The 26,349-nt window shown below is 70.8% G+C and carries 19 protein-coding genes; 4 read left to right on the top strand and 15 right to left on the bottom strand.

Translation table 11 applies throughout. The features are described from left to right. Positions 1-16: 16 nt before the first annotated feature. The 5 genes from ACQP1V_RS26660 to ACQP1V_RS26640 all read right to left on the bottom strand — a co-directional run bounded on the left by ACQP1V_RS26660 (position 17) and on the right by ACQP1V_RS26640 (position 7,023). Positions 17-1,861, bottom strand: a complete 1,845-nt coding sequence (locus tag ACQP1V_RS26660) for a copper resistance CopC/CopD family protein (protein ID WP_433412761.1) — start codon at positions 1,859-1,861, stop codon at positions 17-19. Then, on the bottom strand, positions 1,858-3,033 hold the full coding sequence (locus ACQP1V_RS26655; protein WP_433412759.1) for a branched-chain amino acid ABC transporter substrate-binding protein: 1,176 nt from the start codon (positions 3,031-3,033) through the stop codon (positions 1,858-1,860). Before ACQP1V_RS26655 ends, ACQP1V_RS26660 begins: the two co-directional genes overlap by 4 nt. An 83-nt stretch (positions 3,034-3,116) precedes the next feature. Next, complete coding sequence (locus ACQP1V_RS26650) at positions 3,117-4,595, bottom strand: LVIVD repeat-containing protein (RefSeq protein ID WP_433412757.1); 1,479 nt, start codon at positions 4,593-4,595, stop codon at positions 3,117-3,119. Between the two features lie 347 nt (positions 4,596-4,942). Continuing rightward, positions 4,943-6,043, bottom strand: a complete 1,101-nt coding sequence (locus ACQP1V_RS26645) for a winged helix DNA-binding domain-containing protein (RefSeq protein ID WP_433412755.1) — start codon at positions 6,041-6,043, stop codon at positions 4,943-4,945. Continuing rightward, the gene (locus tag ACQP1V_RS26640) at positions 6,040-7,023 is read right to left on the bottom strand and encodes a zinc-binding dehydrogenase (protein WP_433412753.1); all 984 of its coding nucleotides are present in this window, start codon (positions 7,021-7,023) and stop codon (positions 6,040-6,042) included. Before ACQP1V_RS26640 ends, ACQP1V_RS26645 begins: the two co-directional genes overlap by 4 nt. A 91-nt stretch (positions 7,024-7,114) precedes the next feature. Here ACQP1V_RS26640 and ACQP1V_RS26635 point away from each other — a divergent pair, with 91 nt between their 5' ends. Beyond that, positions 7,115-8,086, top strand: a complete 972-nt coding sequence (locus ACQP1V_RS26635) for a helix-turn-helix transcriptional regulator (RefSeq protein ID WP_433412751.1) — start codon at positions 7,115-7,117, stop codon at positions 8,084-8,086. Positions 8,087-8,119: 33 nt separating this feature from the next. Here ACQP1V_RS26635 and ACQP1V_RS26630 read toward each other — a convergent pair whose 3' ends face one another. Beyond that, a complete protein-coding gene (locus tag ACQP1V_RS26630; protein ID WP_433412749.1) occupies positions 8,120-9,292 on the bottom strand; it encodes a pyridoxal phosphate-dependent aminotransferase in 1,173 nt (390 codons plus the stop codon). Positions 9,293-9,401: 109 nt separating this feature from the next. Between ACQP1V_RS26630 and ACQP1V_RS26625 the strand changes: the two genes are divergently transcribed. Both ACQP1V_RS26625 and ACQP1V_RS26620 read left to right on the top strand, forming a co-directional pair. Then, a complete protein-coding gene (locus ACQP1V_RS26625; protein WP_433412747.1) occupies positions 9,402-10,175 on the top strand; it encodes a GntR family transcriptional regulator in 774 nt (257 codons plus the stop codon). Between the two features lie 92 nt (positions 10,176-10,267). Beyond that, positions 10,268-11,239, top strand: coding sequence for a helix-turn-helix domain-containing protein (locus ACQP1V_RS26620; protein WP_433412745.1), 972 nt, complete (start codon positions 10,268-10,270; stop codon positions 11,237-11,239). A gap of 4 nt (positions 11,240-11,243) precedes the next feature. On the opposite strand, the gene ACQP1V_RS26615 is transcribed toward ACQP1V_RS26620, so the two are convergent. The 9 genes from ACQP1V_RS26615 to ACQP1V_RS26575 all read right to left on the bottom strand — a co-directional run bounded on the left by ACQP1V_RS26615 (position 11,244) and on the right by ACQP1V_RS26575 (position 25,498). Continuing rightward, a complete protein-coding gene (locus ACQP1V_RS26615; RefSeq protein ID WP_433412743.1) occupies positions 11,244-14,777 on the bottom strand; it encodes a S8 family peptidase in 3,534 nt (1,177 codons plus the stop codon). Positions 14,778-15,109: 332 nt separating this feature from the next. Beyond that, positions 15,110-16,612: a CoA-acylating methylmalonate-semialdehyde dehydrogenase gene (locus ACQP1V_RS26610; RefSeq protein ID WP_433425949.1), complete on the bottom strand. Its 1,503-nt coding sequence runs from the start codon at positions 16,610-16,612 to the stop codon at positions 15,110-15,112. A gap of 106 nt (positions 16,613-16,718) precedes the next feature. Further along, positions 16,719-17,513 carry an SDR family NAD(P)-dependent oxidoreductase gene (locus tag ACQP1V_RS26605; protein WP_387411916.1) on the bottom strand — a complete coding sequence of 265 codons (795 nt, stop codon included), beginning with the start codon at positions 17,511-17,513 and terminating at the stop codon, positions 16,719-16,721. Beyond that, positions 17,510-18,694 carry a glycine C-acetyltransferase gene (locus ACQP1V_RS26600; protein WP_433412740.1) on the bottom strand — a complete coding sequence of 395 codons (1,185 nt, stop codon included), beginning with the start codon at positions 18,692-18,694 and terminating at the stop codon, positions 17,510-17,512. The genes ACQP1V_RS26605 and ACQP1V_RS26600 overlap by 4 nt, the downstream gene beginning before the upstream one ends. Further along, positions 18,691-19,245 (bottom strand): cysteine hydrolase family protein, encoded by a 555-nt coding sequence (locus ACQP1V_RS26595; RefSeq protein ID WP_433412738.1) that lies wholly within the window; start codon positions 19,243-19,245, stop codon positions 18,691-18,693. The genes ACQP1V_RS26600 and ACQP1V_RS26595 overlap by 4 nt, the downstream gene beginning before the upstream one ends. After that, entirely contained in the window at positions 19,242-20,570 is a 1,329-nt protein-coding gene (locus ACQP1V_RS26590; RefSeq protein WP_433412736.1) for an MFS transporter, read from the bottom strand. Before ACQP1V_RS26590 ends, ACQP1V_RS26595 begins: the two co-directional genes overlap by 4 nt. Before the next feature lie 103 nt (positions 20,571-20,673). After that, positions 20,674-22,389, bottom strand: a complete 1,716-nt coding sequence (locus ACQP1V_RS26585; protein ID WP_433412734.1) for a hydantoinase B/oxoprolinase family protein — start codon at positions 22,387-22,389, stop codon at positions 20,674-20,676. Next, a complete protein-coding gene (locus ACQP1V_RS26580) occupies positions 22,386-24,464 on the bottom strand; it encodes a hydantoinase/oxoprolinase family protein (RefSeq protein WP_433412732.1) in 2,079 nt (692 codons plus the stop codon). Before ACQP1V_RS26580 ends, ACQP1V_RS26585 begins: the two co-directional genes overlap by 4 nt. A gap of 194 nt (positions 24,465-24,658) precedes the next feature. Then, positions 24,659-25,498, bottom strand: a complete 840-nt coding sequence (locus ACQP1V_RS26575) for a sulfite exporter TauE/SafE family protein (RefSeq protein WP_433412730.1) — start codon at positions 25,496-25,498, stop codon at positions 24,659-24,661. Between the two features lie 86 nt (positions 25,499-25,584). On the opposite strand from ACQP1V_RS26575, the gene ACQP1V_RS26570 reads away from it, so the two are divergent. Then, the gene (locus ACQP1V_RS26570; protein WP_433412728.1) at positions 25,585-26,346 is read left to right on the top strand and encodes an AraC family transcriptional regulator; all 762 of its coding nucleotides are present in this window, start codon (positions 25,585-25,587) and stop codon (positions 26,344-26,346) included. Positions 26,347-26,349: the final 3 nt, after the last annotated feature.

Raw genomic sequence — 26,349 nt, 5'->3', positions numbered from 1 at the left:
GCGTGCCACCAGCCTTTCAGCGTGCCGTGAACGGGACACGCACGGGCGTCTCGTCGAAGTCGGAGACGCGGATGTCCAGTCGCAGCACCCACGCCCCCGGGTAGGGGATGGACATCGAGTTCGCCACGTAGTGGCCCGGCTCGGCTGCGGAGATCTTGACGGGGAACGCCGGGACACTGCGGTCGCCCGACTCGAGCTCACCGGAGACCTCGGGCACCGCGACCAACGAGCCGTCCCGGCCGGTGAGGTAGATGTCGGCCACGTTGCCGCCCGGCCTCGCCGGCTCGATCTTCACCTCGACCGAGCCGCCCCGCAGCCCGGTGGCCGGGCCGGCCCCGTCCGCGGCGGCGGGAACAGGGACCTTGGTGTGCACCGGCGGCGCGTAGCTGGTGCGGGCCGGGGCGGTGTCGACCAGGACGGCCGTGATCGACACGACGGCGATCCCGAGCACGACTTCGGCCATGACCGAGCGGCGCAGCCGGCGCACCGCGGCGGAGGGCGCGGCGTCGAGGCCGAGGGGCTCGCGGCCGTGTTCGCGGCCGTGCTCGCGACTGTGTTCGCGGCTGTGCCGCCGCACGAACCGCCGCGCTCCGGCGGCAAGACCCACCACGGCGAGGACGGCGGCGAGCTTACCGAGAAGCAGCCGCCCGAAGTCGGTCCCGCCGAGCGCACCCCACGTGCCCACCTGCCGCCAGGACAGGTATACGCCGGTCACCGCGATCACGGCGAAGCAGATCTGCGCGAGCCGGGAGAACCTCGGGAGCGCGGGCTCCAGGGAGATGGCGCGGGTGGGCTCCCGCCTCCCCTCCGGGATGAGCACGCAGGCCGCGAGCACGATCAGGCCGCCCAGCCACAGGGCCATGGCGAGCAGGTGCAGGCTCGTCGCCGGAACGGCCAGCCAGGTCTGCACGCCGGTCTGCGCGTGATCTGCCAGCGTCCAGGTCAACGTCACGGCGACGGCGCCGGCCGCGGCGACCGCGGGCAGGACGATCCGGCGGGGGACGCCGGCTGCCCCGGCGTGGGCGGTCCCGGCGCCGGCAGGGGGCGGGGAGGGGCGTACGGCGACCCCGAAGGCCACACCGAGGGCGAGCACGATCACCAGCCGCACCAGCAGCGCCTGGCCCAACCGCGTGGACAGCGTCGCGCCGAGCAGTTCAGGGTCGAACACCCCTGTCAGCGACGTGCCGGCGGCGTACGGCCCCTGTACGAGCAGGACCACCACGGTGCCGGCCGTCAGCGCGGCGAAGCCGGACCACACGATGCGCCGGCCGCGGCGGTCATCGCGGCCCGCGGGCCAGAGCACGGCGAGGAACAGCGCGCCACCGAGGGCGAGGGCCACACCGAGAAAGGCAAGGCCGCGGCCGACCGCGTCGACGACGGGGACGGCGGGATCGGCATCCTGCTCCACCGGGGCGGCCAGCGCGCTCGGGTGGCCGACGCTGAAGCTGAGCGCACCCGACACCACGTGCGAGTCAGCGGACGTGACTCGCCAGGCCAGGACGTAGGTTCCCTCGGCCAGATCCGTGGGCAGGCTCACCCTCGCCGTGTTGGCCTTCCCGTCCACGTGTCCCGGGGTACCGATCGCCAGCTTCTTCGCGGTCACGTCGAGCAGCTGAATCGACCGCTGGTTGAAGCTCACCGCCTCGTTGAAGCGGAGCCGGACCTCAGCCGGGGGAGAGGCCAGCACCTCGCCGTCGACAGGCGAGGTCTCCAGCAGGTAGGCATGCGCGTACGCCGGATGGGTGGCCACGACGGAGATGAGGTCCGCGACGAGGCCGCCGGCCACGAGGAACGCGACCACCGCCAGCCGCGCGATCAGCCGGACCCGGCGATGTCCCGCGGGGCGCATACCGCGCGTCATCCGACCGGGTCCGTACGAAGCTTGCTGGCCAGGGTGAACGTGCCGCCCTTGACCTGGGCGATGACGTAGTTGTCGTACGCCAGCGAGTGATCGGCGGCGAAGCGGAGCGCCCCGGTGAAGGTGGTGAAGTCCTCGAGCCGCGGGAGGTTGTCGACGATCTTCGAGGGAGTCGTGTCCCCCGCCTGGCGCACCGCCTGCGCCAGCGCGCGGAGCCCGTCGTAGGCCTGCATCGCGTCACGGCCCGGGTCCCGCCGGTAGCGGACCTTGAAGCGCGCAGCCCAGTCTGCCGCTGCCGGGAGAAGTCGTGGGCCCGCGGACGCGGTGAGGAACGCGTCCTCGGCCGCTCCTCCCGCCGCCTGGAGGAACTCGGGGCTGTCCGACTCCGAGGAGGCCATGAAATAGCCGGTGTAGCCGGCTTGACGTAGTGCGCCCACGAGCCGTCCACCCGGTTCCGCCGCCCCCGTCCAGTAGACGAAGTCCGCCGTGAAACCGGTGACGGTGCGGGCGAGCTTCGCGAGATCAGGATCCTTCGTGGCGGAGGTTCGCCTGCTCACCTTCAGGCCGTCGGCCTTGACCCGGTCGGTCACCAGGCCGGACAGCCGCTGCGAGGCCGGCGAGCCGTCACCGAGCACCGCCACCCGCTGGGGGCTCCGGTAGCCCATCCAGTGCACCGCGGCCAGCGCCTCCTGGTAGACCGTGCCCTCCATCGGGAACACCGACGGCAACCCGGCCCCGACCAGCCGGTCGGCGCGGGCGGAGGAGACCAGGAACGGCGTGCCTTCCGCGGCCACGGTTTTCGCCGCCGTCACCGCCGCGTCCTCGCACAGCCCGCCGACCACCCCCACGACGCTCTTGGCGGCCAGCTCCGTCGCCGCCTGCTCGCCGGTCGCCGACGCGCAGCCGCCGTCCTCGACGGCCAGTCGCACCTGCCGCCCCAGAACCCCGCCCTGTTCGTTGATCTCGGCGGCGGCCAACTGCGCCCCGTCGACGAGGTCGTGCCCACGTTCGGCCATGTCGCCCGAGAGCGGGGCCAGTACCCCGAACGTGATCTCGCCCTGCGGCTTCGGGGCGCCGCCGCCCTCATCCGAGGCAGAGCACGCGTCGAGCAGACCGCTCACCACCAGTGCGGTCGCGCCCAGCGCGACCGCGCGCACGGCACTTCTGCGTCGCACCCTCTACCTCCACGCCGTCACCATCGAGAGCCGGTCCGAGCGCGGCGGTCGCCACGCTCGAGCCGGTGTTCTCGCTCAAACGGTTACTTGTCGCACGAGTTCCAGCAGATCTTCTTGTCCGGGTCTCCGGCCAGCTTGCCGTCGAACCGCAGGACGTCGACGCCCCGGTTGTAGTCCGCGACGTAGACCAGCCCGTCGTGCCAGTAGGCGGCCGACGCCGAGCCGCCGGTCACGCCCTGCCCCGACGGCACGCGGAAGTAGCCGACCTGGGTCGGGTTCCTCGGGTCGGACACGTCGATGAAGCGGGTGCCCTGCCCGTACCACGCCTGCGCCAGGATGTTGCCGTTCACCGTGAACCAGTGCGCGGAGCAGCTACCGCTGGTGGCCGACCCTTCCTTGCCCCACGGAGACCAGTGGCTGATCAGTTCCAGCCGGAACGGCTTCTCCGGCGTGGAACGCCAGCCTTCACCGTCGTAGCTGCCCTTCAGCGAGGCGATCTTGAACTCGCCCGCCTCTGAACAGGTCCTGATGTTCTCGTTGGTGATGTAGAGCAGTTCGCCCTTGTCGAAGGAGCCGGGCTTCTCGGTGTTGTGGTAGGCGTTGTGATCGAAGTAGTCGAAGAAGTCGGTGCCCGCCGGGTTGGTGGCGACGACGGTCCCGCCCGCGTACGGCACCGGGTCGTACGCCGTCGCGACGCGGTTGCGCTTCTGCACCGGGTCGTAGTGGTTGCCCTCGGTCCAGTAGCCGCGTACGCCGCCCTCACCGGAGGCCCAGGCGATGCCGTTCTTGTCGACGTCGACGCTGTGCACGTAGTCCGTGACCCCGTCGTGCCGGTCGAGATCGACCGCCCGGTCGAAGGTGTACGGGTGCTTGATGTCGTGGATGTCGGTCACCCGCACCGGTACGCCGTTCCAGGAGGGGTCCTGGCCTGGCGTGCCCGTGTTGGCCGGACCGACCGACCACAGGTACTTGCAGTCGTTGATGCAGGTGGCTGTGTGCCCGGCCGGGACCGGGTGGAAGATGACCGTCTCCGGCTTCCACGGATTCTTGACGTCGATGATGTAGACGCCGGACTGACCGGTTTTGACGGTGCCGCCGAAGCCGCGCGGGTCCCGGGTGAGGAAGACCAGCTTGCGCTTCGGGTCGACGGTCATGTTCTCGCCTTCCCAGAACCTGTCCTGGGTGTCCCCCGGAAGGCGCAGCTCGGCTGCCGTGATCTTCGAGATCAGGGCCGGGTGCTCGGGGTCCTTCAGCGACCAGACGGCGAGCCCGCCGGTGCCGTTGGCGAACATGAAGTCGTGGCCGTACTTGTCGTAGCGGATGAAGTTCAGCGCCGAGTAGCCGCTGACCCCCCTGACGTTGTCGATGAACGTGACGTTGCCTGCGACAGCGGTCGTCGGGGCGTTGTGGACGTCATCGAGGATCGGACCGCCATGGGCGGAGTTGTCCGACGGGCTCGAGTCGGACGGTGTGTCGGCGAATGCTGCGCCAACTCCCGACAGCTGTAATAACACAGCCGTGGCAAGAGCGGCCGCACCCGCCATGAGGGACGTCGTTTTCACTACACCCTCCCTTAAGGGGCCCTCAGTGCAGGTTGCAACCATGCGACCGAAAAGTCGCACTTGGCCATGACTTTAGAAGCGGCATTAGTGGCCGTCATGGTGCAAATGTCGAAAATGTCACCCCCTCGGCGTCCGTCATTCGTCGTGATCGCGCCCTGACATGCCCGTACGGCCCTGGCCGGCCGCCGGTTGGCCGGCTTTCCGGACCGTCGGAGCCGGACGTCGAAAAGGTGGTGGAGGTACTGTCCGGAACCCGGTTCGCGATGGTGATCACCTCACCGGCGTCGGCGGGGCCCGTGCTTACCGTGCCTGGCATGGTTCCAGCGGGTCGATGCCGGGGTGGACGCTCAGGACAACCGGGTCGCGATCGGGCTGCGGTAGGACACGTTCTTGCCTCCCGTGAACGGCAGCAGGCGCTCCGCCTCCTGCTCCACGGCCGCCTGATCGGTCGCGGACAGCGGGCGGAACGGAGTGAGGTGCAGGGTGTCGCCTTCGAGGGACCAGCTTCCGTGGACTTGGCCGTCCACGAGGAAGGTGGGCCGTACTTGTGCCTGGCCGGGCATCACGCGTTTTCGGTCCTCGTGGCTGATGATGCGGGTCCGGTCGGCGTGGCCGAGCAGGGCGTTGTCGAAGGCGGGCAGCATTCGCACGGGGGCGGGTGTGTCGGGGTCGGGCAGTTCCGCGTCGGCCACGTCGATCAGTTCCCTGCCGTCGGGGTCGCGGTAGTGGCGCAGTTCGGCGCGCATGTCGGAGACGATCTCGCCGAGGCGGGTCAGCCCGGACCAGGCCTGTACGTCCATGATCCCCGCTGGGCCGAACGCTGCCAGATAGCGGCGGATGAGGTCCTTGGCGGTCGCCGGAACCATGGGCCGGCCGAGCCAGGTCTCGGCGGGCGTGACGGAGACGGCCGATCGGGTGCCCCAGGAGCCCCATGTGCCGGTGGCCGGGTTGTGGATGAGGGGGGTTCTGAGCTCGACCTCTCCGGCGAGGACGCGCCCGTCGCGGCCTGGGTGGCGTTCGGCCAGCCGTCGGGCCAGCTCCTTTCGCGGTGTCGTCCCGCCCGCCAGCAGCTCAAGCCCGGTGGCGACCAGCGAGGCGGTGTCCAGGCCCGCGCTGTTGCGGGCGAAGTACGCCGAGCGGGCGGTGCGGTCGAGGACGGGCTGCAGCAGCGGCCGCAGCCGGCGGAAGTCGTCGGCCGCGGTGAGGTGCTGGGTGCTGCGGAGAAGGCCGGAGCGGACCACCTTCCGGTCCTGCAGCAGTGTGGTGAGCTGGGAATGAGTGAAGCCGTGGATCCTGCTCCACAGCCCGACGTAGGGCCAGTTGGGCTCTTGCGCCTGCAGCGCGACCAGGCGCCCGATCACCTCCAGCGGGGTGTGATCGGTGCGGGCCAGCAGGAACTGGCGGCCCAGCAGGGCCCGGTTCAGGGCCCTGCTCGAAAGAGTCGTCATGACAGCCGCACCGAGACATTGCCCCGGTAGGAGCCCTGGAGCAGGGACAAGAACGCCTGCGGCACGTCGTCGACCTCGCCCTTGATGACCGTCTGCGGGTAGACGAAGCGGCCCTCGCCCAGCCAGGTGCTGAAGTGTTCCCGCCAGGCGGCGATCTGGTCGGGGGTGTGGTAGCAGGAGAACGGCAGCAGCTCGACACCCCTGCCCCGGGCCGCGGCACGGTCCGGCGTGGGGAAGCGCTCCGCCGCATCGCCGAGCTGGCTGGACAGCGAGCCGCACAGCGCGAAGCGGGCGCCGGGCCTGGCCGCCTGCAGCGCGGCCTGATACTGCTCGCCGCCCACGACGTCGAAGAACACCGAAATGCCGTCGGGTGCGAGCTCTCGAAGCCGGTCGACCGGCGAGCCGTCGTGATAGTCGAACGCGGCGTCGTAGCCGAGCTCGTTCACCAGATAGTCGACCTTGGCCGGGCTGCCGGCGCTGCCGATCACCCGTGTCGCGCCCAGGCACTTGGCGATCTGCCCGGCCAGTGAGCCGACCCCACCCGCCGCGCCGGAGACGAACACCACGTCGCCCTCGCCGACGCCCGCCACGTCGGCCATCCCGTAGTAGGCCGTCGGCCCCTGTCCGAGGTAGTAGCCGGGGTCGGCGATGGGGTCAAGCTCGGTGTACTGGGCGGCCGGGCCCGCCGAGTACTCGCTCCAGCCGGTCATCGACTGGACCAGGTCGCCAACCGCGAGCTCGGGGCTGTCAGACCGGACGACGGTGCCGATGGCGGCCACGCCCACCCGCTGGCCCGGCTGCCAGGCCGGTACCGGGAGGGTGCAGTCCGCGCGCATCAGCTCCAGGTAGGTCGCGGCGAGCCCGACCTGGTCAGTCCGCACCAGAACCTCGCCGTCCACCTCGGTGGTGGCGACCGTGAAGTGGTCGAGCGTGGGGGTGCCGGCGATCTGTGCGGTCAGCTGGATCTCACGGGTGATCATTTCTTGGTCCTTCTGTCGGTACGGCCTTCGAGATCGACTCTAAAGAGGCTTCCGGTCACTTCTTGGCCGGAAGTCGGGCGAGGATGGCGGTATGGCCAACACCAGCTCACGGACCCTCCGACTGCTCTCGCTGCTGCAGACCCACCGCCACTGGCCCGGCATGGAACTGGCCGAGCGGCTCGGAGTATCCGAGCGGACCCTGCGCCGCGACGTCGACCGGCTGCGCGAGCTCGGCTATCCGGTCAGCGCGGCCCGGGGGACCGACGGCGGCTACCAGCTCGCGCCCGGCGCGGTCCTGCCGCCGCTGCTGCTGGACGACGAGGAGGCGGTGGCCCTCGCGGTGGGCATCGGTGACGCGGCGCAGAGCGGGATCGCCGGGATGCAGGAGGCGTCGCTGCGTGCGCTCACCAAGGTGATTCGGGTCCTGCCGCCCCGGCTGCGGGCCAGGGTGGACGCCCTGCGGGAGATGACCTTCTCCGTCGCCGCGTCCGGGCCGGTCGTGGCCGCGGGGGTGCTCACCGCGGTCGCCCAGGCTTGCCGGGACCAGGAGCGGCTGCGCTTCGGCTACACCGCCAGAGGCTCCGTCCCCACCGAGCGCGAGGTCGAGCCGCACCGGGTGGTCGCCCTCGGCGGACGCTGGTACCTGGTCGCCTACGACCTGACCCGGCACGACTGGCGCAGCTTCCGCCTCGACCGGCTGACCGGGCCGGCCGGGACCGGCATGCGCTTCCGGCCGCGTCCGCTCCCGGCCGGGGGCGCCGCGGCCTTCGTCCGGGCGGCGAGCGGAGCCCCGGCGCAGTACACGGTCGAGGCGCTCGTCCACGCCCCCGCGGCCCGGGTACGGCAGGTGGTCGGCCAGTGGGGCACGATCGAACCGCTCAGCCACGACACCTGCCGGATCACCATGACCTCGACCTCTCTCGATTGGCCGACCCAGGCGCTGGGCAATGTGGGCGCCGAGTTCGAGGTGCTGGGGCCGCCGGAGTTCGCCGCGCACGTCCAGGAGTGGGGCGCCCGCTTCATCCGGGCCACCAGCGCGCCCGACAGGCCGTCCCAGCCGTAGCCAGATCGCGACGATGGCGCGGCGTCCGTCTCGCTAGGACTCTCGACAGGCCTGCCCGAGGCCCCGGATCAGCTCGCCGAGCACGTGCTCGTCCGAACCGAACGTGATGCGGACATGCGTGCCGGGGGCGTGCATGTCGGCGCCGCGTACCGTCGCGATGCCGTTCGCCAGGAGTACGCGGTCGATGTCGTCCGGTGTGTCGCCGAGGCGGGAGCAGTCGACGAGCAGGAAAGCGCCGGCCCCGGGCCGCACGGGCTCGGGGAGGCCGCTCGCGGCGATGCCGTCGCATACGAGGTCGAGCTTCGCCTGGTACGTGGAAAGCGCCCGGTCGAGCCAGTCGCGAGGCCCGGTGAGGGCGGCGGCCGCGGCACGCTGCGGAACCACTCCGCAGCACACCGCCTCCCACTGGAAACGGCGTTCGAGCGCGTCGAGGATCGGCGGCGGCGCCAGGACGTAGCCGAGCCGCCAGCTCGCGAGCGCGTAGTACTTGCTGAGGCTGGTGACGGTGACCAGGTGCGGCCAGCGATCGGCAAGGGCCTCCACCGGGTGGTGCCGACGGCCGTCGAACGTGAAGTGCTGCCATGAGTCGTCGGAGATGACGAGTAGCCCGTGGCGCGCGGCGATGTCCACCACGGCCGCGATGGTCGCGGCGTCGGGCAGGTAGCCCGTCGGGTTGTTCGGGTTGCACAGGAGTATGGCGCGGCTGCGGGGTGTGACGGCGGCTTCCAGGCCGGCGAGGTCGAGGGCCCAGCCATCGCACTCGCGGGACGGGACGTAGGCGGGCGTCGCGCCGGCCTCGCGGATGGCGCCGTCGAAGAAGTAGGTGGGGGTCGGCACGATCACCTCGTCGCCGGGAGCGAGCACCGTGCGGAGCACGAGGGAGAGGCCGTGCATCGCTCCGTGGGTGATCAGGAGACGACGCTCGGGATCGATGCGCAGGCCGTGTTCGCGCTCCAGTTCGGCGGCGATCGCGGCTCGGAGTTCAGGGAGGCCGCGGCTGTCTCGCGGGTCGGGCTGGTCTATCGCCTGTGCGACCGCCCGCCTCACGTGCTCGGGCATGGGAAGGATCGGGGCGCCCACGAGCGGGAGGACCCGCACGCCGTCGCGTGCGCTCCGCGCCGCGCGGTCGCGCGTGCTCATCGCGCCCAGAGCCGGAAGGTCGCTCGCGGTGGGGAGGGTCCAAGAATTCGAGGTGGATCGCTGCATGGGGGAAGCATGCCACGCTGAGATATCAACGACAATGATAAATATCTCTATCAGCGCCCAACCGGCGGCATTCTGCTGTATCAACGCTTCGCGTTGGTATCCTGACGAGGTGTCCGATATCCATAGCGTGGTCACCGGAACGCCGCATATCCCCGCGCTGCTGTTGGTCGGCAGGGATGAGACCGGCCTCGACCGCACGAGCCAGGCCTACCGGGCGATCAGGCGGCAGATCATCGACCTGACGCTTCCGCCCGGCAGCAGCTTCACTGAGACGTCGCTCGCGCAGCAATGGCGCACCAGCAAGACGCCCGTACGCGAGGCGCTCGCGCGGTTGAGGCGCGACGGGCTCGTGACCGCGCTTCCGCGCGCAGGCTACGTCGTCAGCCCGATCACACTCCAGGACACCGACGACCTCTGTGCCTTGCGGTCGCTGCTGTCCGGTGAGGCCGCTGGCGCCGCGGCGCGCCTGGGCGTCGCGGCGCCGGCGCTCGGGCGGCTCGAAGCGCTGTCCAAGGTGCCCTTCGCGCTCGCGGCGGGCGAAGTGGAACAAGAGGAGTCGCTTCAGGCGGGGATCGAGTTCGAGGGCATCATCGCCAACTTCAGCGGCAACAGCCGTCTCGGCAAGGCGATCGTCGACGTGCTCGACGAGCTGGAGCGCGTCCTGCGGATGGCCGCGTTGATCGCTCCCGGCATCGCGAGCCCGCCCGGAGAACTGGAGGCCATCGTCGAGCGACTGCGCGCGCGGGATGCGGACGGCACCCAGGACGCGATGCGCGCGCGGTGCGAGCGCGTGCGTCGCGACGTGCTTCAGGTTCTGGCGAAGAGTGCGTCCGTGAGCAGGGCGCACATTGAGCTGCCGGCGCCGCCGCTCCCGCCGGCCTGACCGGCAACAGCACCGGCACCGAGGCGGGGCTGCCCCGGCCATCACCTGGCAGCTCCTCTCTACAATGGCCGGGTGAATCTGGATCGGGCCGTGTGCGGCACGTGCTGAGCGCGGCAGGGCTGGGCGCGGAGGAGGAAGCCGCCTACCGGCTACTGGTCAGGACCACCGAGGTCGAGTCCGACGCCCTGGCCGAGGAACTGGGCGTGGCGGCCGAGGTCGCGCGGCAGGCGCTCGGCTCGCTGCTGGCCAAGGGGCTGGCGCGAGTCGTGCCGGGAGATCCCGGCCGGTTCACGGCGGTCGCGCCCGACGTCGCGCTCGCGGCCCGGCTGCACCGGCGGCAGGCCGAGGTCGACCGGGCGCGGCATGCCATGGAGCAGCTCACGGGGGAGTACCTCGCGCACGCGCGGCGCCGCGAGGCGGCACAGCTCATCGAGGTGATCACCAGCCGCACGGCGCTGCGCGAGCAGCTCCGGCTGCTGCAGGACGGAGCCCGGCACGAGGTGCTCAGCTTCTGCCGGGCCGGGCACGTGGCGATGACGTCGCAGGAGAACACCGAGGAGCTCGCGGCGCTGCGGCGCGGCGTCGGCTTCCGCGTCATCTACGAAGGGGCGTTGCTGGAGGAACCCGGCATGCTGGTCAACCTCGCCGACGGCATCACCCTGGGGGAGCAGGCTCGCGCGCTGCCCGTCCTGCCGGTGCGGATGATCATCGCGGACGGCGAGCTCGGGGTGCTCCCGCTCATCCAGCACACTGACGGCCTGACCCAGCTCACCGCCGCGCTGATCAGGCCCAGCAGCCTGCTCGACGCCCTCAAGGCCCTGTTCGAGAGCCTGTGGGAGCGAGCCACGCCGGTCAGCCTCACCAGTCCGGGCAGTCCGCTCGACGCCGACCATCTCTACCTGCTGTCGCTGCTGGTCGCGGGCGTTCCGGACAAATCGATCGCCACCCAGCTCAAGATCTCGCATCGCACGGTACAGCGCAGGATCGCCTACCTGATGGAGCGGGCGGGTGCGCAGACCCGGATGCAACTGGCCTGGCACGCCGCCCGCGAGAACTGGCTCTAACCGATCAATAGGCCCTGATCACCGTCTGCCTGACCGTGTTGCCGGCCGAGTCGGTGGCGGTGACCCGCAGCGACGGGTGCGGACGCAGGACGGGCGCGCTGTAGCGTCCGCCGCCGAGCTCGATCACCGGCTGCTCGCGCCACGTCGCGCCGTCGTCGTACGACAGCTCCAGCTTCAGGTCCTTCGCGCGCACCCCGCTCACGCCCTCCTGATGCCGTACGGCGAAGCCCACCTGACCGGGGCGCTCCGGGCGCACGTCATAGTCGACCTGCAGCAGCGGCAGCACCCGATCGCCCGGCTTGGAGCGGAACGTCCAGGCCGTCTCGGTCGCGGTCGCCGTGGTCCACTCGTCCGAGGTGCGCGTGGTGGAGAGTTCCAGCCGGTAGGTGGCCTCCTGCGGCGACGCGGGGAACGCGCCCCAGGCGGCGTCGCGCTCCGCCACCAGCGTGCCGTCGCGGAAGAACCGGGCCGACGCGGTGTCGTTGTCGACGCCCGTGCGGGAGACGTGACCGGAGGAGTCCACGAACTCGGGGATCCGGATCTCCATCGTGTCGCCCTCCCGGGTGGAGGGCTTGATCCAGGCGGGGATCGCCGGGCGGACCACCGGGGCGTGCCAGCTCTCGCTGGTCCGCGTGCCGGGCTGGTAGGTGCGCGGCTGCTCGGTCATGCCGTCGAGCAGCCGGCCCATGTCGTCCCAGACGTACTGGTGGTTGACGAGGTGCTGCCAGAAGGAGCCGTTGGCGCTGACGTATTCGGTGCGGCTCAGCGGGGTCTTCACGATCCGCTGGGTCTCCATCTGCTGGCCGAGCGAGTAGGACTGCCAGGGGCGCCAGCCGAAGCGCTGCTCCTTGGCCCAGGCGAAGCCCCCGTTGTCGGCATATGTCGTGGCAACACGCGCGGTGTTGCTGTCGTTCACCTCATACACGACCTTGTCCGGCACGCGGCCATCGGAGACCTGCATGACGTCGTAGAGGTAGGGAGAGCTCATCATCCCCGTGACCTGAAGCTTCGCGTTGCCCTTCTTGATCCGCTCCAGCATCGGCTGCCCGTCGTCGCTGGCGACCACCAGGGCCGGGATCGGCAGGTCGGCGCCGACCGGCTTCCAGCCACGCCCGAACGGGTCGTCGGGGGCCATCACCAGGATCACGGCGACCGCTCCCGCCTTGATCGCGGCCGCGGACGGGTCGGCCCAGTCGATGTCCTCGCTGCGGATGACCGCGGCCTTGCCCTTGGACCCGGCCGCCCCGTCGGCGAGCGACCACATGTGCCGCCCCTCCACGCCCGGCGACCCGCCCAGGAACCCCATCGAGTACGGCTGCCCCGTACCGGGCACGTGGGCGGTGAGCTTCGGCGCGACGAGCTGCCAGCGCGACGCGAACTCGAACGAGCCGTCACGCACCGGCTGGGTCGGTGAGACGTTGAGCCCCTCGATGACGTCGAAGTTCATGACGCCCTGGGAGATCTTGCGCGAGCCGAACGCGCGATAGGTGAAGTAGGTGTAGATGCCCACCTGCTCGGCGGGTTCCTTGGTCTTGATGGTCACCGGGGTGGTTTTGCGGAAGTCGAGCAGCACGTCCAGGTCGCGGTCGACCTTGAGCTCGGGGATGACGACCATGCCGTCACGCGGGTGCGTCCGGCCCCAGCCGCCGCCCAGGTTGAGCGACTGCGTCATGTAGGTGCCCTCGGGCACCTCCACGGTCAGTCCTTCCTCGGGCAGCCAGGTGAAGACGTCGTCCAGCTGCGACGCGCCGAACATCGACAGCGTGTCGGTGCCGGTCGGCTTGCCCGCGGCGTCGACGGCGGTGAAGTGGACCTTGTGCTGCGGCCCCTTCCAGGTCAGCGCCAGCGTGGTGTGTACCTGCTCCGCGCCCGCCGTGGCAGTGACCAGCCCGCTGTACCGGCCGAAGGAGAGCGTGGCCAGGTCCACCGTGACCTTGACGTCGGCGGTGCCGCCCGCCGCGACCGACACGGTCGTGGCGCTGAGCTCGGCCCCGTCGAGGGTGCCGGCCAGCTCCAGCGTGACCGGGGCGGCCGTTCCGTTGGTGTAGGTGATGGTGCCCTCGGCCGTGGCCGGGCCCTCGCCCTGCTGGTGCTTGCCGAGGTCGACCACGCCGGTCGCGGTCACGCCCTGGCGCACCGCGCGGGCCACGTCCAGGCGGCCCGCGCCGGCGTCGTCGATCTGCTGGCCGGCGATGGGCTTGGCCGAGCCGACCAGCGCGTTCTTGATCTGCTTCGCCGTCCAGTCGGGGTGGCGCTGCTTGACGATCGCGGCGGCCCCGGCCACATGCGGCGTGGCCATCGAGGTGCCGGAGGCGGCCGTGTAACGCTCGTCGACCGGCTCACCCATGGTGGTGCCCGCCGCGCGGGCCGCGACGATGGCCACGCCAGGGGCGGTGAGGTCGGGCTTGGGCGCGTCGTCCAGGCGCGGGCCCCGGCTGGAGAACGGCGCGAGTGCGTCCGTGCCGTCGACCGCGCCGACGGTCAGCGCCGAGGTCGCCGCGCCGGGAGTGCCGATGGAGTAGGCCGCGCCGTCGTTGCCTGCCGCGACCACGAACAGGGCGCCGGTGCGCTCGGTGAGGGTGTCGACGGCGAGGCTGAGCGGGTCGGTGCCGTCGGTGGCGCCGCCGCCGAGGCTCATGTTGATCACCGACGCGCCTTCGGCGGCGGCCCACTCCATGCCCTCGATGACGCCGGACAGGGTGCCCGAGCCGTCGTTGTCGAGCACCTTGCCGACCATCAGCTCGGCGCCGGGAGCGACGCCCTTCCTGCCGTCGCCGCCCGCGATGGTGGCGGCCACGTGGGTGCCGTGCCCGTTGCCGTCCTGGACGCTCGGCTCATCGGTGAACACCTTGGTCTGCTTGACGCGCCCGGCCAGGTCGGGGTGGGTGGCGTCGACGCCGGTGTCCAGCACGGCGACCTTGACGCCCTTGCCGTCGAACCCGGCCTGCCACGCCTCCGGCGCGCCCACCTGCGGCACACTGTGGTCGAGCGTGGCCTTGACCTTGGCGTCCAGCCAGATCTTCGTCACGCCCTGCGACAGCGTGGCGGCCCCCCGCTTGTCGAGCGACTTCCACAGCTGGCCGATCGTGCGCTTGTCGGCGGCGAGGACCCGGCCGTTGACGCTCTCCAGCTCGGGCCCGGTCGCGCTCTTCGGCGCGGAGCCGTCGTAGAGGAAGAGCAGCGGCAGCTTGTCCGCCTTCGCGTCGTCGTACCCCTGGGCGATCAGCCGGGTGACCGAGAACAGGCCGGGGTCCAGCCGCTTGGCCGCCAGGAGGGGGACGATGTCGTTGGGCAGGACCCGCAGCTCGCCGTTCTCCTCGGTGGTGGTGAACGCCATCCGCTCACGGCCCGGCCCCGGCTTCACCTCGACCGCGTGCCTGCCCGGTTCGGCCTGCCTGACGGTCACCACGTCCCCGGTGATCAGCGTGACCCGGTGGACGCCCTCGCCGGCGGGCTCGGCCGCGGCTGCGGGTAACGGGGAGCTCAACAGGGCGGCGGTGGTGACTCCTGCCACCATCACATGGGCGGACCAGTGCATGGGGGTGAAACCTCTCGTAGCAACAACAAGTGGTCACGAGAGTGGGTGATGGCGTGCCTGGTGCGCCAGGTGTCGCGCGTGCCGTTTGTCCGCCATGTCGTGATTGCGACACCCGGAACCACGCGATCAATGCCGCGACCGGGGAAGTTGGCGAGGGCAGGCACGGTCGTCGACCGTGCCTGCCCTCATTCACCGGTTGTCCGTCCGCGAGCGCGGTGCCGACGACCGCCTTGATGTACCCGAGGTCGGAGCCGTTCCCCGTCGGGTTCGGGGAGTACACCGGCGGTGCCTGAGAAGTCGCGAAAGCCCGATCCGGGGGCCCGGTCGTCCGGTCAGACCGCCGTGGGGAAGTGGAGGTGGCTGCGGTCGTGCGGGCCGTCCTTCGTCTCCTCGGGCCAGCGGCTGGTGACGGCCTTCGCGCGCGTGTAGAACGCGACGCCCTCGGGGCCGTGCATGTGATGGGCGCCGAACAGTGACTGCTTCCAGCCGCCGAACGAGTAGAAGGCCATGGGCACCGGGATCGGGACGTTGACGCCGATCATCCCGACCTGCACGGAGCGCTGGAAGAGGCGGGCCGCCTGGCCGCCCGCGGTGAAGATCGCCGTGCCGTTGGCCCAGGTGTTGTCGTTGATGAGGTCGATCGCCTCCTCCAGCGAATCGACGCGCACGACGACGAGCACAGGACCGAAGATCTCGTCGCGGTAGACGTCCATCTCGGGCGTGACGTGGTCGAACAACGTCGGGCCGACGAAGAAGCCGCCGCCCTGGACGTCGATTTCGCGCCCGTCGACCACGAGTTCGGCGCCCGCGTCGACGCCGGAGCCGATGTAACCCCTGATCCGCTCGAGCGCCTCCGGCGATACGACCGGGCCCATCTCGGACCCGGCCTCCAGCCCTGGCCCGACCTTGATCGCCCGCGCCTTGTCGCGCATGAGCTTGACGAGCGGCTCGGCCACGTCGCCGACCGCGACGGCGACCGAGATCGCCATACAGCGCTGGCCCGCCGAGCCGTACCCGGCCGCGATCAGATGGTCGGCGGCGTAGTCGAGGTCGGCGTCGGGCAGCACGACGGCGTGGTTCTTGGCGCCACCGAGCGCCTGCACGCGCTTGCCGCTCGCGGTCGCGCGCTCGTGTACGTACCGCGCGATCGGCGTCGAGCCGACGAACGACACCGCGGCGATGTCCGGGTGGTCGAGGATCGCGTCGACCGCGACCTTGTCGCCGTGGACGACGTTGAAGACGCCGTCGGGCAGGCCCGCTTCGGCGTAGAGCTCGGCGACGAAGTTGGCCGCCGACGGGTCGCGCTCGGAGGGCTTGAGCACGAACGTGTTGCCGGTCGCGATCGCGATCGGGTGCATCCACATCGGGACCATCGCGGGGAAGTTGAACGGCGTGATCCCGGCGCAGACGCCGAGTGGCTGGCGAAACGAGAAGAGGTCGACGTCGGTCGAGACCTGGTCGGAGTACTCGCCCTTCAGGAGGTGCGGGATCCCGCAGGCGAAGTCGATCACCTCCAGGCCGCGGATGAGCTCGCCTCTGGCGTCATCGAGGACCTTGCCGTGCTCGGCGGAGACGATCCGCGCGAGGTCGTCGAGGTGCTTCTCGACGAGATTGCGGAAGGCGAACATCAACCGCGACCGGCGCATGACGGAGGTGTCGGCCCAGCCCGGCAGGGCGGCCCGCGCCGCTTGCACCGCGGCGTCGACGTCCGCGGGCTCGGCCAGCAGCACGTTGGCCTGGTGTTCGCCGGTCGCGGGGTTCCACACCGGCGCGGTGCGGCTCGACTCGCCGGCGGTCTCGTGGCCGCCGATTCGGTGCTGGACCGTCCTGACTATCCCTGTGCTCACAGAGAGCTCACCTTTCTCGTCGGGGTGCTCGGTAGGTCTGGTGGCGGTGTTTCGCGTGCTCGTACTCGCGTGCACCGGCCCGCGTGCTGTCGCATCAGACGATCAGGTCGCCGCCGTTGATGTCGATGGCCGCACCCGTGATGTACGCCGCGCGGTCGGAGGCGAGGAACGCGACGAGTTCGGCGACCTCCCAGGGCTGCCCGACGCGGGGCACCGGGAACGACCGGGTGGCGCGTTCGAGCGCCTCTTCGGGCAGCAGGGCGCGGGCCATCGGCGTGTCGATGAGGCCGGGGCAGACGGCGTTCACCGTGACCCCGTCGGGTCCGTAGGCCTTCGCCAGGTGCCGGGTGAGCCCGAGGACGCCGTGCTTCGCCGTCGTGTAATGGGCGCCACCGGCGGTGCTGATGGTCTTGCCGGCGGTGGAGGAGAAGTTGACGATGCGGCCCCAGCGGCCGCCGCGCATCGCGGGAAGCCCCTGCTGACAGCACAGGAACGTCCCGTGCACGTTGACCGCGAGCACGCGGTTCCATTCGGCCTCGCTGATGTCCTCGAACGCGGTCGGCGGAGCGATGCCGGCCGCGTTGACCAGGATGTCGAGCCGTGATCGCTCCGCCAGCAGCGCGGCGAACGCACGGTGGACCTGGTCGCCGTCCGTGACGTCCACCGCGACCGACCGGACGCGGTCCGCCGCCACCCCCAGCGTCGACGCCAGCTCGCTGGCACCGGGCGCGGCGAGATCGAACACCGCGACGGTCGCTCCGCGGCGGGCCAGGGCGTGCGCGGCCGCCAGGCCCATGCCGCGCGCGCCGCCGGTCACGATCGCGACCCGGCCCTCGAGTTCGCGACTGTCGGCACTGGTGGGCGCCCGGAGCCCCTCGGCGGCGGTCATGAGCCGGCCAGGACGGCGCGCGCGCGACCGAAGGCGGCTGCCGCGAGTTCGAGCTGGCCGGCCGTGTGCGACGCCGAGACCTGCACCCGGATCCGCTCCTCTCCGGCCGGGACGACCGGATGCGAAAGCGCGAAGACGAGGACGCCCTCGCGGCGGAGCACCGCCGCCACGTCACGGGCCAGCGTGCCGCCGCGCAGCATCACGGGGATGATCGGGTGTTCCCCGGGCAACACCTCGTAGCCGAGGTCGCGCAACGCCCCACGGAGCCAGGCGGTGTTGGCGGCCAGGCGCTCCCGCAGCTCGGGACGCCCCCGCGCGATGCGGATCGCCGCCAGCGCGGCCATGGCCAGCGGGGGAGCCATCGCGTTGGTGAAGATATAGGGACGCGAGACCTGGCGCAGCGTCTCCACGACCGCACGGGAGCCGGCCACGAAACCCCCGGCCCCGCCGCCCAGCGCCTTGCCGAGCGTCCCCGTCAGCACGTCGACGCGGCCCTCCAGCCCGTAGTGCTCGGCGGTGCCCGCGCCGGTCGCGCCCAGCACGCCCGTGGCGTGCGAGTCGTCGACCATGAGCGCCGCGTCGTAGCGCTGCGCCAGCGCGGAGAGCCGGGGCAGCGCGGCGACGTCGCCGTCCATGCTGAAGACGCCGTCGGTGACGATGAGCCGGTGGCGCGCCTCCGCGCTCTCGGCGAGGAGCCGCTCGAGTTCGTCGAGGTCGGCGTGCGCGAAGACGCGCCGCCGGGCCCGCGTCAGACGGATGCCGTCGATCAGGCTGGCGTGATTGAGCGCGTCACTGAGGACGACGTCGTCCGGGCCGAGCAGGGCGTCGAAGACACCGAGGTTCGCGTCGAAGCACGAGTTGTAGAGCACGGCGTCCTCGGCTCCGACCAGCTCGGCGATGCCCGCCTCGAGCTCGCCGTGGATCGCCCGCGTGCCGCAGAGCACGCGTCCCGCTGACACCCCGAGCCCCATGTCGCGCAGCGCCCGCCGCGCCGAATCGAGGACCTCCGGATCGCCGGCGAGCCCGAGGTAGTCGTTGGAGGCGAAGTTCACGAGCGTCTCGCCGGCCACGCCGAGCGTCGGCCCCTGGGCGCCCGAGACCACGAGGTCGCGGCGCAGCCCAGCGGTCACCCGGCGTTCGTCGAGCTCCGTCCGGAGCCGGTCCAGCAACGCGGCGTTCACGCCTTCCCTCCCTGCCACCCGGCGCAGGGCACGACCTCGAATCCCCGGCTGGGGAAGACGGTGTCCATGAAGAAGTCGTGCATCGCCGGATCGCCGTCGGCGCAACCGTCACGCAGCACGGTCACGTGGTAGCCACGGTCCGCCGCGTCGTAGCACGTCGCAGTCACCATCGCGCTGGTCGCGACTCCGGCGATCGCGAGAGTGTCGACGCCGCGGGCGCGGAGCACGAGGTCGAGATCCGTGCCGGCGAACGCGCTGGCGCGGCGCTTCAGCACGATGACGTCCTCGTCGGCGACCGGCAGATCGATCTCGGGTCCGGCCGACCCCTCGTGGAAGGCGTCCCCGGCGTCGTAGAACGACCGGTACAACGCGTTGTCCGGCGGCAGGTCGGCCCCGTTGTCCCGGAAGGCGAAGTGCACGAACACAACGAGCACACCGGCGGCGCGGGCGCGCGGGAGCAGTTCGGTGAGCGGCGGCAGGACCTGCCTGGCGAACGGGTAGCTGCCCGTGATGCCCTGTTGGACGTCGCCGATGATCAATGCAGTGGTCATGAGATGCTCCAGTCCAGCCGCTCCATCCGGCGCCCCGCGGTGAGCAGGACAGCCAGTCCGGCGGCCATGATGATTGCGATGGCCAGCAGCGCGTAGGTGAAGCTGCCGGTCGCGGACGCGATGGTCCCGGTGAAGTAGGGACCGACGAATCCGCTGATATTACTGACAGAGTTGATCAGTGCGATGCCGGAGGCGGCGGCCGCTTCGGTCAGGCCGATCGCCGGTATCCGCCAGAACTGGGGCATCGCGGTGATGATCCCGGCGACACTCAGGCAGACCGCGAGCACGAACAGCGTGCCGCTGCTGGTGAAGGTCGCCAGCAGCAGCCCCACCACACCGAGGGCCATCGGCACGACCGTGGCCGTGACCGCCGTCCGGCGCGCGGCGAAGCGAGCCCAGGTGAGCAGGGCGACCACCGCCACCGCGTAGGGGATCGCGGACAGCAGCACACTGCTGACGTCGGCGGAGTCACCCATGCTGTGCGTGATGGACCTGATCATCGTGGGCAGGAAGAACTGCAGCGGATAGAGCCCGAACGCGATCGCGAACCACGTCACGGCCATCGCCCAGACCCGGCCGCTGGTCAACGCCTGGCGCAGCCCGGTGAGTGCCCCGTGGGCGCGCTGTTCGGCGGCCTCGGCGGCGAGGATGTTCTGGATGGCGGCCTTCTCCTCGTCATCGAGCCAGCGCGCGTCTCCCGGGCGGTTGGGCAGGAAGAAGAAGATCAGGATGCTGACGACGATCGTCAGGACGCCCTCGACGAGGAACAGCGCCCGCCAGCCTGGGATCCCGAACAGTCGCTGGCCCCACTCGAGCAGCGCGGCGGCCAGCGGAGAGCCGACGATCGAGGACAGTGGGATCATCATGATGAAGGTCGACAGCGCCCAGGAACGCTGGCGGCGTGGGAACCAGAACGTCAGGTAGAGCAGGATCCCGGCGGCCAGACCGGCTTCGGCGAACCCGAGCAGGAGCCGCGCGATGTACAGCGTGGCCGGGGAGTTCACGGCCGCGGTCGCCGCCGTGACCAGTCCCCACGTGATCATGATCCGGGCGATCCATTTCCGTGCGCCGAACCGGCTCAGCATCATGTTGCTCGGCACTTCGAACAGGACGTAGCCGATGAAGAACAGTCCGGCGGCGAGGCCGATCTGGCTGCTGCCGAGGTGCATGTCACGCGACATGGGGGCAGCGATGTAGCCGACGTTGGCGCGGTCGATGTAGCTCGCCACGTAGGCGAGGCCGACCAGCGGGATGATCCGGATGCCAACCTTGCGCCAGGTGCGGGGTGTGACCGCGCTCTGGGTGGTCGCGACGTTTGAACTCATGGGGGGAGAAAGTCCAATCGGTCAGTACGGATGGGATCACGGCGCGGACCCGAGCTCGACCAGGTGCTGGACCGCGCATGTCTTTTTGGACCGGTAGTAGCCTTTACCGCGCCTGGCCACGCAACCTGGCGGTGGCGCTCGCGTCGATCACGCCGTCTTCGGTGATCACGACGCCGTAGTCCCGTTCGGCTCCCTCGTGGGTTACCTTGCCGTCGAGGACGTCTTCGAGGACCCGTTCCGGGACGCGCTCGAAGGGGATACCGTGGCCACCCCCGCCGGCGGTCACATGCCGGTGACGGGTTCCCGCGGTCATCACGAAGTGCGGTTTGGACTCCAGCACGCGTTCACCGGGTCCGCCGAGGTCGAGCACGTTGAGCGAGGGGGTCCCCTGCGCACCGCCGGCCAGCCCGTAGGGCAGGAACTTCCGCCGGTCGGACCTGATCTGCACGCTGGCCTCGGGCGCCAGCACCGTCATGTCCCGGAAGGTCGCCAGGCCACCGCGCCAGCGACCCGCTCCGCCGCTGTCGGGGAGGTAGCCGTAACCGTCGATGCGGATGTGACCGGAGCGTTCCAGCTCCTCGACCGGCGTATTGGTCAGGTTCGCGCCCAGCGAGCTGATCCCGTCCACGCCGTCGCGGTCGGGACGGGCACCCCACGCTCCGGCCAGGGGATCCCACAGGACCATGGACTCCCCGTCCGGCCCGACAAGGCCGATCGCGATCCCGTCGGGTCCGCCTTCGCCGGCGGCGGGCACCCGGGTGGGGAACACCGGGGCGAGCGCCCCGAGAACCGCGTCGATGATCCGGAAGCCGACGAGCCCGCGGGCGCCGCGCGCGGCAGGCCGCTGCCCGTTGAGGATGGAGGCTTCCGGGATGACGAAACTGAACGGCCGGTAGAAGCCGCTGTTGGCCGGGATGTCCGAGGCGAGGACACCCTGCAGGGCGGCGTAGACGGCGGAGCGGGTGAACGAGGCCGTCGCGTTGAGCGCGGAGTCGACCTGCGGTGAGGAGCCGGTGAAGTCGATCTCTATCCCGGACTCGGACAGCGTGGCCTTCACGTGGATCGGGATCGGCCCGGACCCGAGGCCGTCGTCGTCGATGTGGTCGATGAACTCGTACGTGCCGGGGACGGCCTCGGCGAGCGCGGCGCGCAGCAGGGTTTCGGAGTAGTCGAGCAGCTCGTCGACGAGGCCGGTGAGGCGTTCGACACCGTGTCGCGCCGCGAGGGCGCGCAGGCCTTCGGCCCCGGTGTGGCAGGCCGCCAGCTGGGATTCGAGGTCGCCGCGCAGCAGCTCGGGTTCGCGGACGTTGCGCAGGATCAGCCGCAGGAACGTCTCGTTCATGGTGCCGGCCTCGATCAGGCGCGACGGCGGGATCTGCACCCCTTCGGCGAAGATGCTCGTCGACTGCACGGCCATCGAACCGGCCGCCCAGCCGCCGACGTCGGTGTGGTTGACGACCGTCACCGCGAAGCCCAGGAGGTCTTCTCCGGCGAACACCGGGGCGACCGCGAAGATGTCGGGCAGGTGCATGCCGCCCAGGGACGGGTCATTGAGCAGGTAGACGTCTCCCGGCCGGATCCGGTCGCCGAACTCGTCGAAGATCGCCTCCATCGCGTCCGGAATGGAACCCAGGTGTACGGGCAGGGTGTTGGCCTGGGCGATCACCCTGCCGTGGGCGTCGCACAGAGCGGCGGAGAAGTCCATGCTGGACGCGACGAGCTGCGAGTGCGCCGTGCGCAGGATCGTGATCGCCATCTCGTCGGCGATCCCGGTGACGGCATTGCGGAAGACCTCGAAGGTCACGGCATCGCGGATCATGAGGCACCCCAGGTGATGACGATGTTGTTGAACCGGTCGCGGTGTGCCCGGGCACCGGGTGGGACGAGGGTGGTGGCGTCCATGTCCTCGATGACCATCGGTCCCTCGACGGGCTCGGCGCCGAGGTCGGACCGCCCCACGACGGGCGTGGGCACGGTCTCGGCGAACCGGCATTCGCGGGTGGTGGCCTCGTCGCCGCCGACGACGGGAAGGCTCAGCACGTCCTCGATGGACACCGAGGTGAGCAGCCGGCCGCGTACCCGGAGGTTGACCAGCTCTACCAGTTCGTCCGTGCCGGCCCGGCCGTAGGTGCGCTTGTGCTCGGCGTGGAACCGCGCCCGCGTCTCGGCGAGCAGGTCGTCGGTGAGGTCGCCGTCGGGCACCCGGATCCGCAGTTCGAATCGCTGGCCGCGGTAGCGCATGTCCAGGAGCCGATCCACGACGGCGTCCGCTCCCAGCTCTCCGCTCACCTTCGCGGACAGCCGCGCGAACTCCGCGGCGAGCGCGCTCACCTCGGCGTACTCGGGCCGGTACGGGGTGAGTTCGTGGCGTTCGGTGTCGGCCACGAGCAGGCCCAGGCTGCTGAACAGGCCCGGATGCACCGGCACGATCACGGTCGAGATGCCCAGCTCGCGGGCCAGCGCGGCGGCGTAGAGAGGGCCCGCGCCACCGAAAGCGACCATGGTGGCCTCCCGCGGGTCACGGCCCCGTTCGCTGGTCACTGCCTTGACCGCGGTCGTCATGTTCGACACCGCCACCTGGTACGCGCCGCGCGCGGTACCCGGCACGTCGTCACCAAGCTGCTCGGCCACCGGTGACAGCGCCTTCGCGGCCAGACTCGGATGAATCGCCACGCGGCCACCGGCGAGCGCCTGCGGGCTGAGGTATCCGAGGGTCACATTGGCGTCGGTCAGGGTCGGCAGCTCACCGCCCTGGCCGTAACAGGCAGGGCCAGGGCGCGAACCCGCGCTGGCAGGCCCCACATGGAGCGCGCCCGCCGCGTCGACGGAGATGATGCTGCCGCCTCCGGAACCGACCTCGGCGATGTCGATCGACGGTGCCCGAACCGGATACCCGGCGCCGGAGCTGAGGCCACGGGCGCCGTTCATGCCGCCCCCGACCTCGTAGTCGGCCGAGACGAACGGTTCGCCGTGCTCGATCAGGGACGCCTTCGCCGTGGTCCCTCCCATGTCGAACGCGACCACTGTGGACAGGCCCATCAGCTGAGCGAGCTTCTGCACGGCGGTGACACCGGCCGCGGGACCGGACTCGATGATCTGCACCGGCCGTTGCGCGACCGAGGCCGCATCGAGCAGCCCTCCGCTGGATTGCATGACCAGCAGCGGCGCGCTCACCTTCTCGGCCCGCAACCCTGCTTCCAGACGGGTGAGGTAACCGTGCACGGCGGGGCCGACATAGGCATTGACCGTCGCGGTGCTCGTGCGCTCGAACTCGTGCGGCTGCGGAGAAACGTCGACCGACGCCGTGACGTACACACCGGGCAGTTCGGCTCGCAACAGCTCGGCGACGCGCCGCTCCTCATCAGGGCGGACATAGGAGTTGAGCAGGCACACGGCCACCGCTTCGATTCCGTCCGCACGCAGCCGCGCGGCCACCGTGCGAACCTCGTCTTCACCGGCCGGCGGGTCGAGACGTCCGTCGGCCGTGATCCGCTGGTCGAGCTCGTACCGATTCCGCCGTCGGGCGAGGGGCTCGGGCTTGGACCATGACAGGTCGTAGAGCACCGGCCGGCGCAGGCGCCCGATCTCCAGCACGTCGCGGAAACCGCGGGTCGTGACCACCGCGGTGCGGACGCCGCTCATCGACAGGATCGCGTTGGTGGCCACGGTCGTGCCATGCAGCATCGCGACCACGTCCTCCGGCTGGGCCCCGGCCGAGGAAAGCACGGCGGTAGTCGCCGTCACCACGCCCGCGCCGTAATCGGGCGGGGTGGACGGAACCTTCATCGGGACGACCTCTCCGGCCGGACCCAGCGCGATGACATCGGTGAACGTGCCGCCGATGTCGGCGCCGACTCGCCAGCCGGCCGGTCGAGGATCGTGACTGGGGGGCACTGCGATCTCCTTCGTTCGACGAGCGACTGGGATCACAGTAAGAGGGAGTTAAGATATCAGCAACCCTCCGTTGCTGTTTTTTATTGAGCCTCATGATGGGGCAGCGTGTGTGACTCGGGCGGGGCGCTGACCAGTGCGGGTACTCACCGCACGTCCCCGTGCGCCGGCGCACCCAAGCCCTCGGGGTGCCTCCGTCAGGCGTCGCCGAGGGAGAGGACGGCCATCGTGGCGGTGACGAGAACGAGAAGCGCCAGGTAGCTCCATGCGTGGAGCCGGTCGGAGATTCGCGGCGGACGACGGCGCATGACGACGATCACCGGCAGGGCGCCGGCGAGGAGCGCCGCGGCGGCGCCGAGGTCGACCGGGCCATAGAGGAAGACGCCCGCGAACGCGGGGCTCCCCGCGTTCGCCGCGCCGAAGTTCTCCGCGCCGAAGAGGACGAGCGCCGGCATCGCGACGGCGAGTGTCAGCGGGTTGGCCAGCGTGGTGGCCGTGCGCATGTCATGGCCCAGCCGGCGAAGCAGGGGAACGGTCATGACGCTGCCCCCGACACCGAGGAACGACGCCGTCGCGCCGATGGGAATGCCGAGCGCGGCACGGATACGACCGGCCTCCTCTCCGCGGCCGGAGCCCGTGACCGCGCTTTCCGCCCGGCGGTGCAGGAAGCCGGGCCGCACGAGTACGTCGACGATCGTGGCGACGAGGTAGGCGACGAAGGCCCACTGCGTCACGAACGCGGGGGTCCATCGGGTCGCGAGGGCGCCGATCGCGCCACCGGCGGCGAGGAGGGCCAGCAGGGGCTTGCTCCGGCGCAGCAGACTCAGGACGGCGCGGTCGGTCGCGACGGTCGCGACGCACGCGTTGAAGATCATGACCACGGCGGATGTCGCGACCGCGACATGGGCCGCGTCGGCGCCAAGACGTGCGTCGGCCCACACGATGACCGGAACGGTGACGAACCCGCCGCCGAATCCGAACAGCACGGTGGTCAGGCCGGTGAGAAGGCCGATCCCGGCCAGCACGAGGACGCTCACGAGTCACGAGTCAAGCAACGTCTGCTCCTGGCGGACAATCGAAGCACGGCCCATATATTTCGATAGTCAGCCACTAAGCTGGGCGGGTGCGGAACGTTCAACTCGCCGACGTCGATCGGGTCGCGAGGGCCGTGCTGCCCATCGGGACGGACTACGCCCCGGGACAGGTTCTCGACTGGCATCGGCATCGGCGCGCGCAGTTCCTGTACGGCGCCAGGGGAGTGATGATCGTCGAGACCGACGACGGGACGTGGACGGTGCCGACCGACCGCGCCGTCCTCATCCCGGCGGACACCCGCCACCGCGTCAGGATGCTCGACGTCAGCACCCGCAGCCTCTACATCGAGCCGGACGCGGCGCCCTGGTGGCCCCACGTGTGCACCGTCGTCGACGTCACCCCTCTTCTCCGTGAGCTGTTGCTCGTCGCCGTCGACTTCGAGGCCGAGTACGACCTCGCCGGCCGCGAGGGGGCGATCGCGGCACTGTTGCTGCACGAGATCACCCGCCTGAGCCCGGTGCCGCTCCACGTCGGGCTGCCCTCGTCGCCGGACCTGACGGACCTCTGCCGCGAGTACCTCGCCGACCCTGATGTCCAGATCACCAATGAGGACTGGGCGCGCCGCCTGGTCATGAGCGAGCGCGCCTTCACCCGCCGCTTCCGTCGTGAGACGGGCATCAGTCCGGCCGCCTGGCGGACGCGCGCTCGGCTTGTCGCCTCGGTGCCGCTGCTCCGCACGTCCACGATCACTCAGGTCGCGAGCCGCCTGGGCTACTCCTCGCCGGCGTCGTTCACCGCGGCCTTCTCGCGCACGTTCGGATTCGCTCCTTCCACGCTGGCCGCGAAATAGATC

Origin of the sequence: Microtetraspora malaysiensis (assembly GCF_050947145.1) — a bacterium.
In the GTDB taxonomy this organism is placed as follows: Bacteria; Actinomycetota; Actinomycetes; order Streptosporangiales; family Streptosporangiaceae; genus Microtetraspora_A; species Microtetraspora_A malaysiensis.
The sequence above is the reverse complement of the archived record's forward strand: the minus strand, read 5'-3'. Positions and strand labels throughout refer to the sequence as shown.

What these genes read in the sequence shown, in the direction of transcription:
- ACQP1V_RS26605 (WP_387411916.1), bottom strand. Translation starts at nt 17,513, where the DNA reads ATGACCGCCGCCGAGGGGCTCCGGGCGCCCACCAGTGCCGACAGTCGC.
- ACQP1V_RS26585 (WP_433412734.1), bottom strand. Translation starts at nt 22,389, where the DNA reads ATGATCCGCGATGCCGTGACCTTCGAGGTCTTCCGCAATGCCGTCACC.
- ACQP1V_RS26630 (WP_433412749.1), bottom strand. Translation starts at nt 9,292, where the DNA reads ATGCAGCGATCCACCTCGAATTCTTGGACCCTCCCCACCGCGAGCGAC.
- ACQP1V_RS26635 (WP_433412751.1), top strand. Translation starts at nt 7,115, where the DNA reads ATGGCCAACACCAGCTCACGGACCCTCCGACTGCTCTCGCTGCTGCAG.
- ACQP1V_RS26660 (WP_433412761.1), bottom strand. Translation starts at nt 1,861, where the DNA reads ATGACGCGCGGTATGCGCCCCGCGGGACATCGCCGGGTCCGGCTGATC.
- ACQP1V_RS26595 (WP_433412738.1), bottom strand. Translation starts at nt 19,245, where the DNA reads ATGACCACTGCATTGATCATCGGCGACGTCCAACAGGGCATCACGGGC.
- ACQP1V_RS26590 (WP_433412736.1), bottom strand. Translation starts at nt 20,570, where the DNA reads ATGAGTTCAAACGTCGCGACCACCCAGAGCGCGGTCACACCCCGCACC.
- ACQP1V_RS26645 (WP_433412755.1), bottom strand. Translation starts at nt 6,043, where the DNA reads ATGACGACTCTTTCGAGCAGGGCCCTGAACCGGGCCCTGCTGGGCCGC.
- ACQP1V_RS26640 (WP_433412753.1), bottom strand. Translation starts at nt 7,023, where the DNA reads ATGATCACCCGTGAGATCCAGCTGACCGCACAGATCGCCGGCACCCCC.
- ACQP1V_RS26615 (WP_433412743.1), bottom strand. Translation starts at nt 14,777, where the DNA reads ATGCACTGGTCCGCCCATGTGATGGTGGCAGGAGTCACCACCGCCGCC.